Annotated in this window: 13 protein-coding genes; 5 read left to right on the plus strand and 8 right to left on the minus strand. The window is 71.3% G+C overall.

Going from position 1 to position 16,705, the window contains the following annotated elements; genetic code table 11:
- Positions 1 to 116: 116 nt before the first annotated feature.
- Positions 117 to 533, plus strand: a complete 417-nt coding sequence (locus AOK17_RS36870) for a hypothetical protein (RefSeq protein WP_055616962.1) — start codon at positions 117 to 119, stop codon at positions 531 to 533.
- A gap of 58 nt (positions 534 to 591) precedes the next feature.
- On the opposite strand, the gene AOK17_RS36875 is transcribed toward AOK17_RS36870, so the two are convergent.
- The 3 genes from AOK17_RS36875 to AOK17_RS36885 form a co-directional block, all read right to left on the minus strand.
- Positions 592 to 2,034 (minus strand): NAD-dependent succinate-semialdehyde dehydrogenase, encoded by a 1,443-nt coding sequence (locus AOK17_RS36875; protein ID WP_055616977.1) that lies wholly within the window; start codon positions 2,032 to 2,034, stop codon positions 592 to 594.
- A 5-nt stretch (positions 2,035 to 2,039) separates the two neighbouring features.
- The gene (locus AOK17_RS36880) at positions 2,040 to 4,901 is read right to left on the minus strand and encodes an FAD-binding and (Fe-S)-binding domain-containing protein (RefSeq protein WP_079053486.1); all 2,862 of its coding nucleotides are present in this window, start codon (positions 4,899 to 4,901) and stop codon (positions 2,040 to 2,042) included.
- Positions 4,902 to 5,023: 122 nt separating this feature from the next.
- Positions 5,024 to 6,283, minus strand: coding sequence for an aspartate aminotransferase family protein (locus AOK17_RS36885; RefSeq protein ID WP_055616963.1), 1,260 nt, complete (start codon positions 6,281 to 6,283; stop codon positions 5,024 to 5,026).
- A 249-nt stretch (positions 6,284 to 6,532) separates the two neighbouring features.
- Here AOK17_RS36885 and AOK17_RS36890 point away from each other — a divergent pair, with 249 nt between their 5' ends.
- The gene (locus AOK17_RS36890) at positions 6,533 to 8,185 is read left to right on the plus strand and encodes a PucR family transcriptional regulator (protein WP_055616964.1); all 1,653 of its coding nucleotides are present in this window, start codon (positions 6,533 to 6,535) and stop codon (positions 8,183 to 8,185) included.
- Between the two features lie 7 nt (positions 8,186 to 8,192).
- Here AOK17_RS36890 and AOK17_RS36895 read toward each other — a convergent pair whose 3' ends face one another.
- The 4 genes from AOK17_RS36895 to AOK17_RS36910 are packed head-to-tail and all read right to left on the minus strand — an operon-like array spanning position 8,193 to position 13,039.
- Positions 8,193 to 9,344, minus strand: coding sequence for an XdhC family protein (locus tag AOK17_RS36895; protein ID WP_055616965.1), 1,152 nt, complete (start codon positions 9,342 to 9,344; stop codon positions 8,193 to 8,195).
- A complete protein-coding gene (locus AOK17_RS36900) occupies positions 9,337 to 11,466 on the minus strand; it encodes a xanthine dehydrogenase family protein molybdopterin-binding subunit (protein ID WP_055616966.1) in 2,130 nt (709 codons plus the stop codon). Before AOK17_RS36900 ends, AOK17_RS36895 begins: the two co-directional genes overlap by 8 nt.
- Entirely contained in the window at positions 11,463 to 12,455 is a 993-nt protein-coding gene (locus tag AOK17_RS36905) for an FAD binding domain-containing protein (RefSeq protein WP_055616967.1), read from the minus strand. Before AOK17_RS36905 ends, AOK17_RS36900 begins: the two co-directional genes overlap by 4 nt.
- A complete protein-coding gene (locus tag AOK17_RS36910; RefSeq protein ID WP_055616968.1) occupies positions 12,452 to 13,039 on the minus strand; it encodes a (2Fe-2S)-binding protein in 588 nt (195 codons plus the stop codon). Before AOK17_RS36910 ends, AOK17_RS36905 begins: the two co-directional genes overlap by 4 nt.
- 223 nt (positions 13,040 to 13,262) lie before the next feature.
- Between AOK17_RS36910 and AOK17_RS36915 the strand changes: the two genes are divergently transcribed.
- Entirely contained in the window at positions 13,263 to 13,886 is a 624-nt protein-coding gene (locus AOK17_RS36915; protein ID WP_055616969.1) for a TetR/AcrR family transcriptional regulator, read from the plus strand.
- Positions 13,887 to 14,014: 128 nt separating this feature from the next.
- The gene (locus tag AOK17_RS36920; protein WP_055616970.1) at positions 14,015 to 15,460 is read left to right on the plus strand and encodes a glyceraldehyde-3-phosphate dehydrogenase; all 1,446 of its coding nucleotides are present in this window, start codon (positions 14,015 to 14,017) and stop codon (positions 15,458 to 15,460) included.
- Here AOK17_RS36920 and AOK17_RS36925 read toward each other — a convergent pair.
- On the minus strand, positions 15,439 to 15,933 hold the full coding sequence (locus tag AOK17_RS36925) for a DUF6010 family protein (RefSeq protein ID WP_245697607.1): 495 nt from the start codon (positions 15,931 to 15,933) through the stop codon (positions 15,439 to 15,441). The two genes, AOK17_RS36920 and AOK17_RS36925, sit on opposite strands and share 22 nt — an antisense overlap.
- Before the next feature lie 270 nt (positions 15,934 to 16,203).
- Here AOK17_RS36925 and AOK17_RS36930 point away from each other — a divergent pair, with 270 nt between their 5' ends.
- Complete coding sequence (locus tag AOK17_RS36930; protein WP_055616971.1) at positions 16,204 to 16,698, plus strand: lamin tail domain-containing protein; 495 nt, start codon at positions 16,204 to 16,206, stop codon at positions 16,696 to 16,698.
- Positions 16,699 to 16,705: the final 7 nt, after the last annotated feature.

Consider the following 16,705-nt stretch of genomic DNA (forward strand, 5'->3'; position numbering starts at 1 on the left):
GGGACGGGAATGGGTAGGGGCGGCGGGGGCGAAAGAGGTGCGTTGAAATCCCCTGACGGGTGGCGCACTCTTGGGCGAACTGCCTCGCCCGGGCAGGTACGGAAAGGGGAGGTCGGATGCAGCAGCCGGAGGACAGGCTCCTGGCGGAAGCCCTCGGCAGCATCAATCCCGGTGGGAAGTTCGCCTCCCGTTTCATGAGGAATGACGTCGGCGAGTTCGACCGTGAGCTGCCGCTGGATTTCGACACCGCCCTCGAACGCGTCCGCGCACTGCTCTTCGGCGTGTCCCACGGTGCGCATCCGGTCGTGCTGGAAGCGACCACGGACCGGGTGACCCTGCGGGTGCTCACCGGCGGCGGAGCCCTCTCCATGAACCCGGTGGTGATCACCGTGGACGTCACGCGCGGGAGCGGGTGGGCCACCCCGATCCATGTACGGGCCGTCGCGAAGGAAGGCCTGATCAAGCAACGGGCAGGCCGGAAGACAGCCGAGAACGTCGTGGCGCTGCTGGACGGAACCGACCCGCGCCCCTGAGGCGTACGCACCGGTGCGCGCCCGGGGCCACGGAGTCAGGGGCCGGGCGCGCGGCCGGTCACTTCACCGGCATCGCCAGGTACTGGTACTCCAGGAACTCGTCGATCCCGACCCGGCCGCCCTCCCTGCCCAGCCCCGACTGCTTGATGCCGCCGAAGGGGGCCGCCGGGTTGGACACGAGCCCCGTGTTGAGGCCGACCATGCCGACCTCCAGGCGTTCGCTGACCCGCAGCGACCGGTCCAGGCCCGCGGTGAAGACGTAGCCGACGAGCCCCCACGGGGTGTCGTTCGCCGCGCGGATCACCTCGTCCTCGTCGTCGAAGGTGAGGATCGCCGCCACCGGCCCGAAGATCTCGGTGCCCATCAGTCGGCTGCCCGGGTCCACGCCGGCCAGCACGGTCGGCGGGTAGAAGCGGCCGGGGCCGTCCGGAGTGGCGCCGCCGACCAGCACCCGGGCGCCTCGTCCGACGGCGTCGGCGACCAGTTCCTCGACCTTGGCCCGGCCCGCGTCGTCGATCAACGGGCCCACGTCCACGCCGTCCTGGGTGCCGGGACCCACGACGAGCGCCCCCATCCGTTCGGCGAGACGTACCGCGAACTCGTCCGCCACGGAGCTGTGCACGAAGAAGCGGTTGGCCGCCGTGCAGGCCTCGCCCATGTTGCGCATCTTGGCGATCATCGCGCCGTCCACGGCGGCGTCGAGGTCGGCGTCGTCGAAGACGATGAACGGTGCGTTGCCGCCCAGCTCCATCGAGGCGCGTACGACGGTGTCCGCGCACTGGGCGAGCAGGATCCGCCCGACCTGCGTGGAGCCGGTGAAGGACAGCTTGCGGATGCGACCGCCCCGCAGGATCGGCTCGACGACCTTGTCGGCCCGTGAGGTGGTGACGACGTTCAGCACGCCGTCCGGCAGCCCCGCCTCCTGGAGGATCCCGGCCAGCGCGAGGCTGGTCAGCGGGGTCTGCGGGGCGGGCTTGAACACCATCGTGCAGCCCGCCGCGATCGCGGGCCCGATCTTGCGGGTGCCCATGGCCAGCGGGAAGTTCCACGGCGTGATCAGCAGACAGGGACCGACGGGGCGGCGCGTCAGCAGCATCCGGTTGCGGCCGTCGGGCAGCACGCCGTAGCCGCCGCCGTCGATGCGGACCGCCTCCTCGGAGAACCAGCGGAAGAACTCGGCCGCGTACGCCACTTCGCCGCGGGCCTCGGCCAGCGGCTTGCCCATCTCGGAGGTCATCAGCAGGGCGAGCTCGTCGGTGCGGGAGAGGATGATCTCGTAGGCGCGGCGCAGGATCTCGCTGCGCGCGCGGGGTGCCGTACGGGCCCATTCCTCCTGTGCCGCGACGGCCGCTTCCTCGGCGAGCCGGGCGTCCTCGGGCCCGGCGTCGGCGACCTGACAGAGGATCTCGCCGGTCGCCGGGTCGTCCACGGGCATCGTGGCGCCGCCTTCGGCGTCCAGCCACTTGCCGCCGATGAACAGCTGCTTGGGTACGTCGTTCAGGATGCTCACGGTGTGTCTCCAGGCTGGTCGGCACGGGCGGGGGCGGCAGCGGGGTCTAGCAGTTCCGCGAGATGTACGGCGCGGGTTCCCCGGCCGCCCGCAAGCTGGTCGAGGTGGTCGATCTGGGTGGCGCAGCTGAAGCCGTCGGCCACCACGGTCGGTGGGTCGTCGGCCGCTGCCGCGTCGAGGTGCGGTCGGAGCGACAGGTCGGCGACGGCCATCGAGGTGTCGTAGTGCTGTTCCTCGAAGCCGAAGTTCCCGGCGAGGCCGCAGCAGCCCTCCGCCTCGGTCACCTCGGGTACCCCGAGGCGGGTCAGCAGATCGCGGGGGCGGCGGCTGCCGAAGGTCGCGTACTCGTGGCAGTGGGTCTGCAGCAGCACCGACTCCGGCAGCGGGGGCGAGCTCCAGTCGGGCGCGGCCAGGTCGGTCAACGCGCCGGTCAGAGTGTGGACCCGGGCCGCGACCCGCCGGGCGGCCTCGGTGCCGAGCAGTTCGGGCACGTCGCGTTTGAGCGCGGCGGCGCAGCTGGGCTCGGCCACGACGATCGGCAGCTCGCTGTCGGGTCCACCGTCGAGCCGGGCCACGGTACGGGCCATGACCCGCCGCGCCACCGACAGTTGGCCGGTGCTGACCCAGGTCAGCCCGCAGCACAGGCCGTCCCGCGCGGCGCTGGGTATCCCGGCGTCGGCGAGCACGCGGGCGGTGGCCCCGGCCACTTGAGGGCGGAAGGCTCGCGTAAAACTGTCGACGAAGAGCAGTGCGCTCGGCTCGTCGGCGGCGGACTTGCGCAGGGCCGATCGCAGCGAGCGCCGGGAGGCGAAGGCGGGGATCGTACGTTTTCTGGTGACGCCGCCCACCCGCGCGAGCAGCCTGCCGACGGGCCCGCGGAGCAGCGCGTTCAGCGGCCTCGCGACCCAGGTGGCCAGGGCCGAGGTGAACGGCAGCCATCCGAGCGAGTAGTGGGAGCGCGGCCGGATGCGTCCCCGGTAGTGCTGGTGCAGGAACTCCGCCTTGTACGTGGCCATGTCGACGCCCACCGGGCAGTCGGTGGAGCACGCCTTGCAGGACAGGCACAGGTCGAGGGCGTCGCGGACGTCCGTGGAGCGCCAGCCGTCGTGGACGGTCTCGCCGCGCAGCATCTCCTGGAGGGCTCGTGCCCGGCCCCGGGTGGAGTCGTTCTCGTCGCCCGTGGCGCGGTAGCTGGGGCACATCACGCCGCCCGCCGACGCGTCGGAGCGACAGCGGCCGATGCCGACGCAGCGGCGGGCGGCGCCCGCGAAGCCGTCGTCGTCGTGCGGGAAGGTGAAGAGTGTCGGACGGCCGTCCGGAGCCGGAGGGCCGTGCAGGGCCAGGTCGGCGTCGAGCGCGGCCGGTGCCACGATGACGCCCGGGTTCAGCAGGCCTTCCGGGTCGAAGGCGCGCTTGAAGGCGGCGAACGCCCGGATCATCCGGTCGCTGTACATGATCTCCAGCAGCTCACCGCGCGCCCGGCCGTCGCCGTGCTCGCCCGAGAGCGTCCCGCCGTGCCGGACCACCAGCGCTGCCGCCTCCTGGAGGAAGCGGCGGGCGGCGGCCCGGCCGGTGTCCGTGGCGAAGTCGAAGTCGACGCGTACATGGACGCAGCCCGCGCCGAAGTGCCCGTACAGCACGCCGGTCAGTTCGTGCGCGGCAAGCAGCGCGCGGAAGTCCCGCAGGTAGTCGGCCAGATCTTCCGGGGCGACGGCCGCGTCCTCCCAGCCGGGCCAGGACTCCCCGCCGTCCAGCAGGCGGGCGGCCAGACCGGCGCCGTCCTCGCGGACCCGCCACAGGGACCGCCGCTCCCCCGGGCTCGCCACGAGCCGGCCGTCGGCCATCCGTCCGCGTGCCTTGAGGGTGTCGAGGAGTTCGGCCGCGCGGGCGGCGACCAACTCCTCCTCGTCGCCGTCGAGTTCGACGTACAGCCAGGCCCGTCCGCCGGGCAGCCCGGTGACGGAGTCCGTTCCCCGGCGGGCGCGCATGGTGGCGACGATGGCCTCGTCCATGCCCTCGACCGCGGTGGGCGACCAGCGCAGGATCTCCGGTACGTCCTCGGCGGCGTCCACAACGTCGTCGTAACCGAGGGCCAGCAGGGCCGAGGCGGGAGCCGTCGCCACCAGGCGGACGGTCGCGGCGACGACGACCGCGCAGGTGCCCTCGGTACCGACCAGGGCGCGGGCCATGTCGAAGCCGTGCTCGGGCAGCAGATGCTGGAGCTGGTAGCCGGAGACCTGGCGCGGGATGCGGCCGAGTTCGGTGCGGATCAGTGCGAGTTGGTCCGCGACCAACTGCCGTACCTCGTCCGCGAGTTCGGCGACGCGCTCGACGGACGCGGTGTCCGCGGGATCGGCCGCACGGAGCCCGCCGTGGTCGGCGATCGCGTGGACGCCGTCGGCGGTGACGATCTCCAGCGACTCGATGTGGCGGCCGGTCCGCCCGTGACGTACGGACCGGTTGCCGCACGCGTCGTTGCCGATCATGCCGCCGAGCGTGCACCGGCTGTGCGAGGACGGGTCCGGGCCGAAGGTGAGCCCGTGCTTCCCTGCGGCGGTCCGCAGGTCGTCGAGCACGACTCCGGCCTCGACCCTGGCGATACCGGTCGCGGGATCGATGTCCAGCACGCGGTTCATGTGGCGGGAGAAGTCCAGGACGACGCCCGGGCCGATCGCGTTGCCCGCCATGCTGGTGCCGCCGCCGCGTGCCGTGACGGGGATGCCCAGTTCCCGGCAGGCGTTCAGTACGGCTACGACGTCGGCGGCGGAGCGGGGGAAGGCCACGGCCCGTGGCGGCACGCGGTAGTTGGAGGCGTCGTACGCGTAGGCGGCGGTCCGGCCGCCGGTGTCGACCCGCATCCCGGGGGCGGTCCCGGCAAGCAGCCGCGACAGCGCCTCGGTGCCGTCGTCCGCCGGCGCGCCAGGCCCGCGAGGCGGCAGCGGCGCCGCCTCGTGGCCCGTGAGAGAGTCCGGACCAGCGCTCACGGCGCCGAGGTTCCGGTCTGCACAGCGGCGGACCAGGCCCGCAGTCCGTCGTCGATCGCCGTCTCGTCGACGACGAGTGCCGGGATCATCCGTACGACCTGGTTCCAGGCGCCGCACAGCAGCAGGAGCAGCCCCTCGTCCACCGCGGCCCGTTGCACACGTGCGGCCGTCGCGGAGTCGGGCTGCCCGTCCTCGGTCACGAACTCGGTGCCGAGCATCAGGCCGAGCCCTCGTACGTCCCCGATGCCGGGGGTGTTCGCGGCGACCGTCTCCAGGCCGGCCCTCAGCCGGGCTCCCATCGCCTCGGCGTTCTCGACGAGCTTCTCGTCGCGTACGACGTCGAGGGTGGCGCAGGCCGCGGCGCAGGCGACGGCGTTGGCGCCGTAGGTGCCGCCCTGCGAGCCCGGCCAGGCCTTCTGCATCAGTTCCTCGGAGGCGGCGATGCCCGACAGCGGGAAGCCGCTGGCCAGGCCCTTGGCGGTGACCAGGATGTCCGGGGTGACGCCGAAGTGGTCGTGGCCCCAGAAGCGGCCGGTGCGGCCCACTCCCGTCTGCACCTCGTCCAGGATCAACAGGAAGCCGTGGCGGTCCGCCCGCTCGCGCAGTCCTTCGAGGAAGGCCTGGTTCGCGGGCACGTATCCGCCCTCGCCGAGGACCGGCTCGACGATGATGGCGGCCGTGTCGTCGGGCGAGGAGATCGTCTGGAGCGTGTAGTCGAGCTCCTGGAGGGCGAAGCGGGTGGCGGTCTCCTCGTCCCAGCCGTACCGGAAGGTCGTCGGGAAGGGCGTGACGACCACCCCGCTCATCAGCGGCGAGAAGCCGGAGCGGAAGCGGGTGCCTGAGGTGGTCATGGAGGCGGCGGCCACGGTCCGGCCGTGGAAGCCTCCGTGGCAGACCAGGACGTTCGGGCGGCCGGTGGCCTGGCGGGCCAGCCGCAGCGCGGCCTCCACCGCCTCGCTGCCGGAATTCATGAAGAACAGACTGTCCAACCCCGCCGGCAGCACCTCGCCGAGCCTGTCGACCAGCTGCCGCAGCGGCTGGTGCATGACCGTCGTGTACTGGCCGTGGATGAGCGTGCCGACCTGTTCCTGGGCGGCGGCCACGACCCTGGGGTGACAGTGGCCGGTGCTGGTGACGCCGATGCCGGCGGTGAAGTCGAGATAGCGGCGGCCGTCCTCCCCGTACAGGTGGACGCCCTCGCCCCGGGCCGCCACCACGGGTGTGGCCTGGCGAAGGTGCGGCGACAGTGTGGTCATGTTCGTCTCCCGGCGCTGTGTCGGATGTCGCTCGGTCGTTTCTCGTGTTTCTCGCTCGGCGTCTTCAGCATTTCCAGGGAGCCGGACCGCCACAACGTCTGATCTGTCCGCTCCGGGCACGGCATTTGGACGTTGTGTCAACCTCGCGGGGGCCGGGCACGTCGTCAACGACCCGGTCGACGGCCGTCGGACCGGCCTTGCGCAGGTGGCGGGTGCTTGTCAGAGTGGCCGGGCACGTATGGAGGCACCGTGAGTGAGGAACACCGGACGGCCGGGCCGCCGCACGGGAACGAGCCGGAGGCCGTGACGGGCCGTCCTCTCACCGTCGGCGATGTGCTGGGGCTTCCCGTGCTGGCCGCGGGGCAGCCCCGGGTGGTCGCCGGCGAGTCCGGGCTCGACCGGCGGGTCCAGTGGGTGCACATCACCGAGCTCACGGATCCCGCTTCGTTCCTGAAGGGCGGGGAGCTCGTCCTCACCACCGGTATGCCGCTGCCGGAGCAGCCCGCCGAGGTGCGGCGGTACGTGGACGAACTCGCCGACATCGGTGCGGCGGCCCTGGTGATCGAACTGGTCCGCCGGTACCACCGCCCGCCCGAGGCGCTGGTGCACGCCTGCCGGAGCCGCGGTCTGCCGCTCGTCACCCTGTCCAAGGACGTCAACTTCCTTGAGGTCACCCAGGTCGTCCACGCGCTGATCGTCGGCAACCAGATGCAGGCGATGCGCAGGACCCAGCAGATCCACGAGGCGTTCACCGCGCTGACGCTGCGCGGTGCCTCCCCGGAGGAGGTGGTCCGGGCGGCGGCGGAGACGAGCGGCCACACCGTCGTGCTGGAGAACCTGGTCCACCACGCGGTGATCTGCGAGCCCTCGGGCCATGCCGTGGAGGAGGCGCTCTCCGGGTGGGAGCGGCGTTCGCGGGCGACGCCTCCGTGCGACCACACGGAGGTGCTCGGTCCCGAGGACTGGCTCGTGGCACCGGTGGAGTACCGGGGCGAACCCTGGGGCCGCGTCATCATGCTCCCCGCCCCGACCCGTACCCCCCATAGCCCGTCGTTCGGTCCCGAGGACGTGGCCGTGCTGGAACGGACGGCGATGACCCTGACCATCGCGCGGCTCATCCACGCCACGACCTGGGAGCGGAGCGCGCACCGCACCACGCTGCGGGACATCGCCGAGCAGCGCCACCGCTCCCCCGACGAGGCCCGGGCCCGCGCCGCCGCGCTGGGTCTGCCCACCGAGGAGTGCCGCTTCCTTGCGGTCCTGATCGACACCCGTACGCACCCGGGCGGCGAGGAGCTGGAGACGCGGCTGGCCGAGGACCTGCGGACGGTGACCGTGCCCGCCCTCGTGGGCGAACTGGCCCCCGGGCGCGTGGGCGTACTGCTGTCCCTGCGCCCCTCGGGGTCCTGGCGGCCGACGGTCGAACAGCTCGGCCGCACCGCGCTGAACCTGGACGCGGGGGCCGTCGTGAGCGTCGGCTCCGAGGTCACCGACCTCTCCCGCGCGGCCCGTTCCTTCCGCGAGGCGACGCGTGTCGCGGAGGCGGCCCTGCCGCACTCCTCCGACAAGCCCTACTACGAGCTGTCCGACATCGGCGTGCGGCACCTCCTGTACGCGCTGCGCCAGGACCCACGCGTCCAGAGCTTCGCCGAACGGCAGCTCGCCCAACTCATCGACCACGACAGCCGGCACGGCACCAGCCTGCTGACGACGCTGCGCCACTATCTGGACGCCGCCGGCAACAAGACCACCGCCGCCCGCCGGGGCGAGCTGTCCCGGCAGACGCTCTACCAACGGCTGCACACCATCGAGCGGCTGCTCGACCTCGACCTCGAATCCGGCGAGCGCCGGACCGAACTGCACGTGGCCCTCATCGCGCTCGACGTGTCCCGGCTGGGCTGACGCCCCTTCAGGCGGCCACCGCGGCGCCCCGCTCTCCCCTCTCTCTGTTCTCTCGGTGGATCGGCGCGTCCGAGCCGGTCAGCGGGACGCCCGTGCCGCCGCGCCTCGCCGCGACGATCTCCGCCGCGATGGACAGGGCCGTCTCCTCGGGCGTACGGGCCCCGAGGTCGAGCCCGATAGGCGAGCTGAGCCGGGCCAACTCCCTTTCCGTCAGGCCCACTTCACGCAGCCGGCGCTCACGGTCGGTGTGCGTGCGGCGCGAGCCCATCGCGCCGACGAACGCGACCGGCATCCGCAGGGCCTCCGTCAGCAGGGGCACGTCGAACTTGGCGTCGTGGGTGAGTACGCACAGGACCGTGCGGGCGTCGGTCGCGGTGCGCCGGAGATAGCGGTGCGGCCAGTCGACGACGATGTCGTCGGCGTCGGGGAAGCGCGCCCGGGTGGCGAAGACGGGTCGGGCGTCGCAGACCGTCACGTGGTAGCCGAGAAACTTGCCGACCCGGACCAGCGCCGACGCGAAGTCGATCGCACCGAAGACGATCATGCGGGGCGGCGGGACGCTCGACTCTACGAGCAGCGTGACGCCACCGGGACAGTGCGAGCCGTCCACCGAGAGCTCGATCGTTCCGGTGCTGCCGTTGTCCAGCATGGCGCGGGCCTGGGCCACCGCCGTCCGGTCCAGCTCGGGGTGACCGCCGAGCCCGCCCTCGTACGACCCGTCGGGCCGTACGAGCAGGGCCTGGCCCTGGAGTTCGGCCGGGCCGCGGACGACCCGGGCGAAGGCGGTCGGCTCGCCCTTGGCCGAGGCCGACAGCGCCGACCGGAACACCGTCCGGGCGGGCGCTGTCGCGCTCACCGGTGTGACCAGGATGTCGATGATCCCGCCGCAGGTCAGGCCGACGGCGAAGGCGTCCTCGTCGCTGTAGCCGAACCGCTCCAGGACGGTCTCACCGTCTGCCAACGCCTGTTGGCACAGTTCGTACACCGCGCCTTCCACGCAGCCGCCGGAGACCGAGCCGATGACCGTGCCCTCGCTGTCGACCGCGAGGGCGGCGCCGGGGCCGCGCGGGGCGCTGCCGCCGACGGCCACGACGGTGGCGACGGCGAAGTCCCGGCCCTCCTCCGCCCAGCCGTGCAACTCCTCGCTGATGTCAAGCATTCTCGCCTGCCATGAGGACGCGGTCGGGACGGATGGGCAGGTTCCGGTGGCGTACGCCGGTCGCGTGCCAGACCGCGTTGGCGATGGCGGCTGCCGCGCCCACGATGCCGACTTCGCCGATGCCCTTGATCCCCACGGGGTCGTCCGGGTCGGGGTCGTCCACCCAGTCCGCCTCGATGTGCGGTACGTCGGCGTGCGCGGCGACGTGGTAACCGGCGAGGTCGGCGCCGTAGTGGCCGCCGGTGGCCCGGTCCCGGACCGCTTCCTCGTGCAGGGCCATGGAGATGCCCCAGGTCATGCCGCCGACCAACTGGTTGCGGGCGGTGAGGGGGTTGACGATCCGGCCCGCCGCGAAGACGCCGAGCATGCGGCGCACCCGTACTTCGCCGGTGGTGACGTCGACGGCCACCTCGGCGAACTGGGCTCCGAAGGAGTGGCGTTCCTTCGGAGCGAGGGCACCGATGGCCTCGGTCGTGTTCGACCGCGCCGTGATCCCCTCCGGCGGAATACCGTCGCCCAGGGCGAGCCGCTCGCGCAGATCACCGGCCGCTGCCGTGACCGCCCAGGCCCAGGAGCGGGTGCCCATCGAGCCGCCCGCGATCATCGCCGGTCCGAGGTCGCTGTCGCCGAGGCGCACGCGGATGTGGTCCGGTGCCACCTCCAGCGCGTCGGCCGCGATCAGGGTGAGCGCGGTCCGGGCCCCGGTGCCGATGTCCGCCGCGTTGATCCCCACGGTGAAGGTTCCGTCCGCCTCCGCCGTGATGGCCGCCGTGGACGGTGCGGCACCGGCCGGGAAGGACGCGGCGGCCGTCCCGGTGCCGAGCAGCCAGCGTCCGTCGCGCCGCAGTCCGGGACGCGGGTCGCGGTCCGCCCAGCCGAACCTGCCCGCACCCTTGCGGAAACAGGCGATGAGGTTCCGGCCGCTGAACGGCAGCCCGGACACGGGGCCCAGCGCGGGTTCGTTGCGTACGCGCAGTTCGATCGGGTCGAGGGCGCACTTCTCGGCGAGTTCGTCGAACGCCGACTCGATGGCGAACGACCCCGGTGCCTCGCCCGGCCCGCGCATCCAGGTCGGGGTCGGCACGTCGAGCCGTACGATCCGGTTGGCCGTGTGGTGGGCGTCGGCGTCGTACATCACCCGTGCCACGCCGGCGCTGGGCTCGACGAACTCGTGCACGGTCGAGGTGAGGCTCAGCGAGCTGTGGTCCAGCGCGCGCAGCCGCCCGTCGGCGTCGGCACCGAGCCTGACCTGCTGCGTGGTGGGGCTGCGGTAGCCGGCCAGCGAGAACATCTGACGGCGGGTCATGACGACCCGGACCGGGCGCTGCAGGGCGGTCGCGGCCATCACCGCGGCCACCTGGTGCGGGCGGACGCCCTTGCTGCCGAAGCCGCCGCCGACGTGTTCGGAACGCACCCACACCGAGGCCGGGTCGAGCGAGAACAGGTTGGCCAGTTCGCCCGCGACCCAGGTCGTGCCCTGGTTGGAGTCGACGACTTCGAGCCGGCCGCCGTCCCAGCGGGCCGTCGCCGCGTGGGGCTCCATCGAGTTGTGGTGTTCCTCCGGGGTGGTGTACCGCTCGTCCACCACGACGGCGGACGCGGCGAGTTCGGGCTCCAGGTCGCCCTTCGCCGTCACGCCCGGCATATGGCCCTCCGCCGCGTACGCGTCCGGGTGTCCCGCGTAGAAGTCGACGTCGTGCGGTTCTTCCTCGTAGTGCACCACGAGTGCTTCGGCGGCTTCCCGGGCCTGTTCGGAGGTCTCGGCGACGACCAGGGCGACCGGCCAGCCCATGTGCGGCACCCGGTCGTGCTGGAAGACGGCGACGGTCGGATCCGGCGCGGAGCCGAGCAGCCCCGGGTAGTCGGTCTCGACCCGTGGGGCGTTCTCGTGGTGCAGGACGGAGAGCACGCCCGGCATGCCGAGAACGGGTGCGGTGTCCACCGAGCGGACGCGACCCCGGGCGACGGTCGACAACACCAGCCAGCCGTGGGCGAGTTCGGCGAAGGGGATCTCTCCGGCGTAGCGGGCCGCTCCGGTGACCTTGTCGCGGCCCTCGACGCGGGTGTGCGCGGTGCCGACGGATCCCTTCACCGCCCTGGTGCCGGTCGTGACGGTGGTCATCGGGTGGCCTCCTCGGCGAGTCGGGTCAGCTCGGCCACCACGAGGTTGCGCATCAGGGTCACCTTGTATCCGTTGTGCGGCAGCGGCCGGGCCGCCGTTAGTTCGGCGTCCGCGGCGGCGGCGAACGCCTCGGCGTCGGCCGGTGCCCCGGCCAGCACCCGTTCGGCCGCGCGGGCCCGCCACGGCCGGGAAGCGACCGCCCCGAAGGCGAGACGCACATCGCGTACGACGCCGTCCTGGACGTCGAGGGCGGCGGCGATCGAGCCGATCGCGAAGGCGTACGAGGCGCGCTCGCGCACCTTGCGGTAGCGGGAGTTGGCCGCGACCGGGGCGGGCGGCAGCGTGACATGCGTGATCAGTGCGCCCTGCGGCAGGTCCGTCTCGCGGTGCGGGGTGTCGCCCACTGGCAGGTAGAGCCAGCTGAGCGGCACTTCGCCCGGCCCGTCGGCCGTTTCGTACGACACGACGGCGTCGAAGGCGGTCAGTGCCACGCCCATGTCGGAGGGGTGGGTGGCCACGCAGTGGTCGGAGGCGCCGAGGATCGCGTGGTTGTGATGCTCGCCCTTGATGGCGGGGCAACCACTGCCCGGGACGCGCTTGTTGCAGGGCTTGGTCACGTCGGCGAAGTAGCCGCAGCGGGTGCGCTGGAGCAGGTTCCCGCCGACGGTGGCCATGTTGCGCAGCTGCCCGGAGGCGCCGGCCAGCACCGCCTGTGCCAACGCCGGGTAGCGGCGCCGGACTTCGGGGTGGGCGGCGAGGTCGCTGTTGGTGACGGTCGCGCCGATTCGGAGACCGCCGTCTCGCATCAACTCGACGGTGTCCAGTGGGAGTTCGCGGACGTCGACGAGCCGGGCGGGCCGCTCGACGCCGGTCTTCATCAGGTCGACGAGGTTGGTGCCGCCGCCGAGGAAGCGGGCGTCGGGATCGGCGTCGAGCAGCGCGACCGCGCCGGAGACGTCGAAAACTCGCTGGTATCCGAACTCCTTCATGCCGCCGCCTCCTCGGTCTGCGGGAGGTCCGCGGACGTCATGGCCTGCGTCTCGGCGGCCCCACGGGCGACGGCCTCGACGATGGACACGTACGCGCCGCAGCGGCACAGGTTGCCGCTCATCCGCTCGCGGATCTCGTCGGCGCTCAGCGGTGGTGGTGCGGCTTCGGGCCGGACGTCGTCGGTGACGGCGCTCGGCCAGCCGGCCGCGTGCTCCTCGATCACCGCGATCGCCGAACAGATCTGGCCGGGCGTGCAGTAGCCGCACTGGTAACCGTCCAGGTCGAGGAACGCCTGCTGCACGGGGTGGAGTTGATCGCCGGCGGCCATGCCTTCGATGGTGGTGATCTCACGCCCCTCGGCCGCCACGGCGAGCTGCAGACAGGACACGGCCCGGCGGCCGTCGAGCAGGACGGTGCAGGCACCGCACTGCCCCTGGTCGCAGCCCTTCTTGGTGCCGGTCATGTCGAGGCGCTCACGCAGGGCGTCGAGCAGGGTGGTGCGGTGGTCGACGGAGAGCGTGCGTTTCTCGCCGTTGATGTTCAAACTGATGGCGCTGTGCGTCGAGGGGGTGGCTGGGGCCATGATCAGCCTTCTTTCGCGTTCCCGGAGGGCGTCCGAGGGACGGTCCGGCGGGCAGAAGAGTCAGAGAGGGAATGCTGGTGACAACGGTCACGGGCGCCCACGCCGGCCGCGCCCAGCGCTAGGATGGACGCAACCGGACAGTTGTCCGCTCACAGGAAACGTAACGGACAGTTGTCCGGTTGAGCAAGGTCGGGATTCGGACACGGACCCGCGAGGAGGACGAGTGCAGTCGAAGAAGGACGGACCCCAGCGCTCGGACGCGCAGCGGAATCGCGAACGCATCCTGAAGGTGGCCCTGGCCGAGCTGACGAACTCCGCGGACACCCCGCTCAGCGTGATAGCCAGGAAGGCGTGTGTCGGGCAGGGCACGTTCTACCGGAACTTCCCCAATCGGGAGACCCTCGTCCTGGAGATCTACCGCCACGAGATGCAGCAGGTCGCCGACAGCGCGGCCCAGCTGCTCAAGACGCGGGAACCCGAGCAGGCACTGCGTGAGTGGATGGACCGGCTTGCCCGGTTCGGCATGGCGAAGGCCGGCCTCGCGAACGCGATCCAGCAGGCGACGAGCGGCCCCGGGAACCTGGCGAAGCCGGGGCACGCCCCGGTGTCCACCGCGGCCGAACTCCTCCTCCGGGCCAACGAGGAGGCCGGCACCATTCGGCCGGGCGTCACCGCGGACGATTTCATCCTCGCCATCGGCGGCCTGTGGCTGATCGACCCGGCCGGCGACTGGCAGCCCCGCGCCACCCGGCTCCTGGACCTGATCATGGACGGGCTGCGAGTGGGAGCGCCAGGACCAGCCGGGTCCGGACCGGCCGCACCCGGACCGGCCGCATCGGGACGCTGAGCAACGCCGTTCGGCCACCGCGAGCGGGCGCGCCATCCGCTCGACCGATGCCGCCGGCGATGCCGCTGTCATGATCAGAAAGGCGACGGTTTAGCATATGAGCGCCGCCTAGCTCGAAAGATAAACCTGTGACTGTCAATGACGACTCGTTCACCAACTGGAAGACCCGCGAGGAGATCGCGGAGTCGATGATCCCGCTCATCGGGAAGCTGCACCGGGAGCGGGACGTCACGGTCCTGCTGCACAGCCGCTCCCTGGTGAACAAGTCGGTGGTCAGCATCCTCAAGACCCACCGATTCGCCCGGCAGATAGCCGGCGAGGAGCTCTCGGTCACCGAGACGCTGCCGTTCCTGCAGACGCTCACCGAGCTCGATCTCGGGCCTTCGCAGATCGACCTCGGCATGCTCGCCGCGACGTACAAGGCCGACGACCGCGGTCTGTCGGTGCGCGAGTTCACCGCCGAGTCCGTCGCCGGCGCCACGGGCGCCAACAAGATCGAGCGCCGTGAGCCGCGCGATGTCGTGCTCTACGGCTTCGGCCGCATCGGCCGCCTCGTCGCCCGCCTGCTCATCGAGAAGACCGGCTCCGGCAACGGTCTGCGCCTGCGCGCGGTCGTCGTGCGCCGCGGTGGCGAGCAGGACATCGTCAAGCGTGCCTCGCTGCTGCGCCGCGACTCCATCCACGGCCAGTTCCAGGGCACGATCACCGTCGACGAGGCGAACAGCACGATCATCGCCAACGGCAACGAGATCAAGGTGATCTACGCGAGCGACCCGTCGGAGGTCGACTACACGGCGTACGGCATCAGGGACGCCATCCTCATCGACAACACCGGCAAGTGGCGCGATCGTGAGGGCCTTTCGGGGCACCTGCGCCCCGGTATCGACAAGGTCGTCCTGACCGCGCCGGGCAAGGGCGACGTCCCGAACATCGTGCACGGCGTCAACCACGACACGATCAAGCCGGACGAGCAGATCCTGTCCTGCGCCTCCTGCACCACCAACGCGATCGTGCCGCCGCTCAAGGCGATGGCGGACGAGTACGGCGTCGTGCGCGGCCACGTGGAGACCGTCCACTCGTTCACCAACGACCAGAACCTGCTGGACAATTACCACAAGGCCGACCGTCGCGGCCGTTCCGCGCCGCTCAACATGGTCATCACCGAGACCGGTGCCGCCTCCGCCGTCGCCAAGGCGCTGCCCGACCTCAAGGCGCCGATCACCGGCAGCTCGATCCGTGTGCCCGTGCCGGACGTCTCGATCGCGATCCTCAGCCTGCGGCTCGGTCGCGAGACCACCCGCGACGAGGTCCTCGACTACCTCCGCAATGTGTCGCTGACCTCGCCGCTCAAGCGCCAGATCGACTTCACCAGCGCCCCGGACGCGGTCTCGAACGACTTCATCGGCTCGCGCCACGCCTCGATCGTCGACGCCGGCGCCACCAAGGTCGACGGCGACAACGCGATCCTCTACCTCTGGTACGACAACGAGTTCGGCTACTCGTGCCAGGTCATCCGCGTCGTCCAGCACGTTTCCGGGGTCGAGTACCCGACTTACCCGGCCCCGGCGGTCTGATCCCTCGGCACTGCCCGTCCCGGCCGCCCCGCCCCAGCGTGCGGGTCGGCCGGGACGTTCGCGTCATGGTCCTGGGACTTCCAGGACCGCACCTTGCGCAGGAGTTCACGCGGCGACAGGCCTCCCATGAAGCACCAGACCGCGATGACCGGGTCGCAGATCGCGCAGCCCAGCGACGAGTCGTGGGCGAAGGGGATGATGGGCTTCCCCTTGGCGTGGTGCACGACGTCCCACGCGGTGTGCAGCAGCCAGCCGATACCGATGAAGGTCCACGAGTCGAGACCGCGGTACGCGACATAGGCCACGACCGCCGTGAACGCGAACTCCCAGCCGCCCATCCCGCCGCCGCTGAGGTACGCGGCGCCCGCCCCCGCGATCATGATGGCGTTGAAGCGCCGCCGGTGCGGTTCCCGGATGAGGGACATCAGCAGCGCGTAGAGAACGCCGATGACGATCGGCAGGAAGTACTGCATGCCTGTGCTCTTTCCTGGAGTGTGAACGTGCCGCCCGACGTGCGCGGGAACGGCTCACCACGCTAGGAGCGCGGGCATTCACCCCACAGGGGTATTACCGACAGGTTTCAACGGATTTCCGCCCTCGGTGGGGGCGTCCAGCGCACCCCCGACCATTCGCACCGCTATCACGTTTTCATGACGGAAAACGCATTAACCCCCAACCCGACACACTTCGTTCACGGCATGGCTAGGCTCCAGTGCCTCATAGCGTTTTGGAGGGGGATTCTCATGCGAAAGCACCCTGTCATAGCCGTGTCCTTCACAGCCGGTGCGCTGGCGGTTCTCGTCGCCGCTCCGGCCCAGGCGGCCGAGTACACATCGGCGTTGAAGGTCCGGGGCGTCCAGTACGACGCGCCCGGCAGCGACTCCAACAGATGCACCACCGGCAACACGTACAAGGAATACCTGACGATCAAGAACTACTCGTCCTCGGCGACCATCAATCTCAAGGGCTATGTCGTCAAGGACAAGACCGGCAACCGTTTCGCCTTCACCGCGAACCACTATCTGCAGCCCGGTGACTATGTGAAGTTGCGCGGCGGCAACGGCAACGACTCCGATGCCAACAACGTCGTCTACCGCGACAACTGCAACTTCATATGGAACAACGACGCCGACACCATCTACCTCTACAAGCCCGCCGGCAGCCGTGCGGACGTGCACAGCTACACGAAGAGCAACAACGACCGGGACGGCAACGGCTACATCGGCTACCACGGCTGACAGTTCG

Origin of the sequence: Streptomyces phaeochromogenes (assembly GCF_001418655.1) — a bacterium.
GTDB classification, from domain to species: Bacteria; Actinomycetota; Actinomycetes; order Streptomycetales; family Streptomycetaceae; genus Streptomyces; species Streptomyces phaeochromogenes.

Bases quoted from the DNA above. Each gene is read 5' to 3' on its own strand.
- AOK17_RS36905 (WP_055616967.1), bottom strand. From the start codon at position 12,455: ATGAAGGAGTTCGGATACCAGCGAGTTTTCGACGTCTCCGGCGCGGTC.
- AOK17_RS36900 (WP_055616966.1), bottom strand. From the start codon at position 11,466: ATGACCACCGTCACGACCGGCACCAGGGCGGTGAAGGGATCCGTCGGC.
- AOK17_RS36895 (WP_055616965.1), bottom strand. From the start codon at position 9,344: ATGCTTGACATCAGCGAGGAGTTGCACGGCTGGGCGGAGGAGGGCCGG.
- AOK17_RS36880 (WP_079053486.1), bottom strand. From the start codon at position 4,901: ATGCGGGTCGACACCGGCGGCCGGACCGCCGCCTACGCGTACGACGCC.
- AOK17_RS36885 (WP_055616963.1), bottom strand. From the start codon at position 6,283: ATGACCACACTGTCGCCGCACCTTCGCCAGGCCACACCCGTGGTGGCG.
- AOK17_RS36925 (WP_245697607.1), bottom strand. From the start codon at position 15,933: ATGCAGTACTTCCTGCCGATCGTCATCGGCGTTCTCTACGCGCTGCTG.
- AOK17_RS36870 (WP_055616962.1), top strand. From the start codon at position 117: ATGCAGCAGCCGGAGGACAGGCTCCTGGCGGAAGCCCTCGGCAGCATC.
- AOK17_RS36910 (WP_055616968.1), bottom strand. From the start codon at position 13,039: ATGGCCCCAGCCACCCCCTCGACGCACAGCGCCATCAGTTTGAACATC.
- AOK17_RS36930 (WP_055616971.1), top strand. From the start codon at position 16,204: ATGCGAAAGCACCCTGTCATAGCCGTGTCCTTCACAGCCGGTGCGCTG.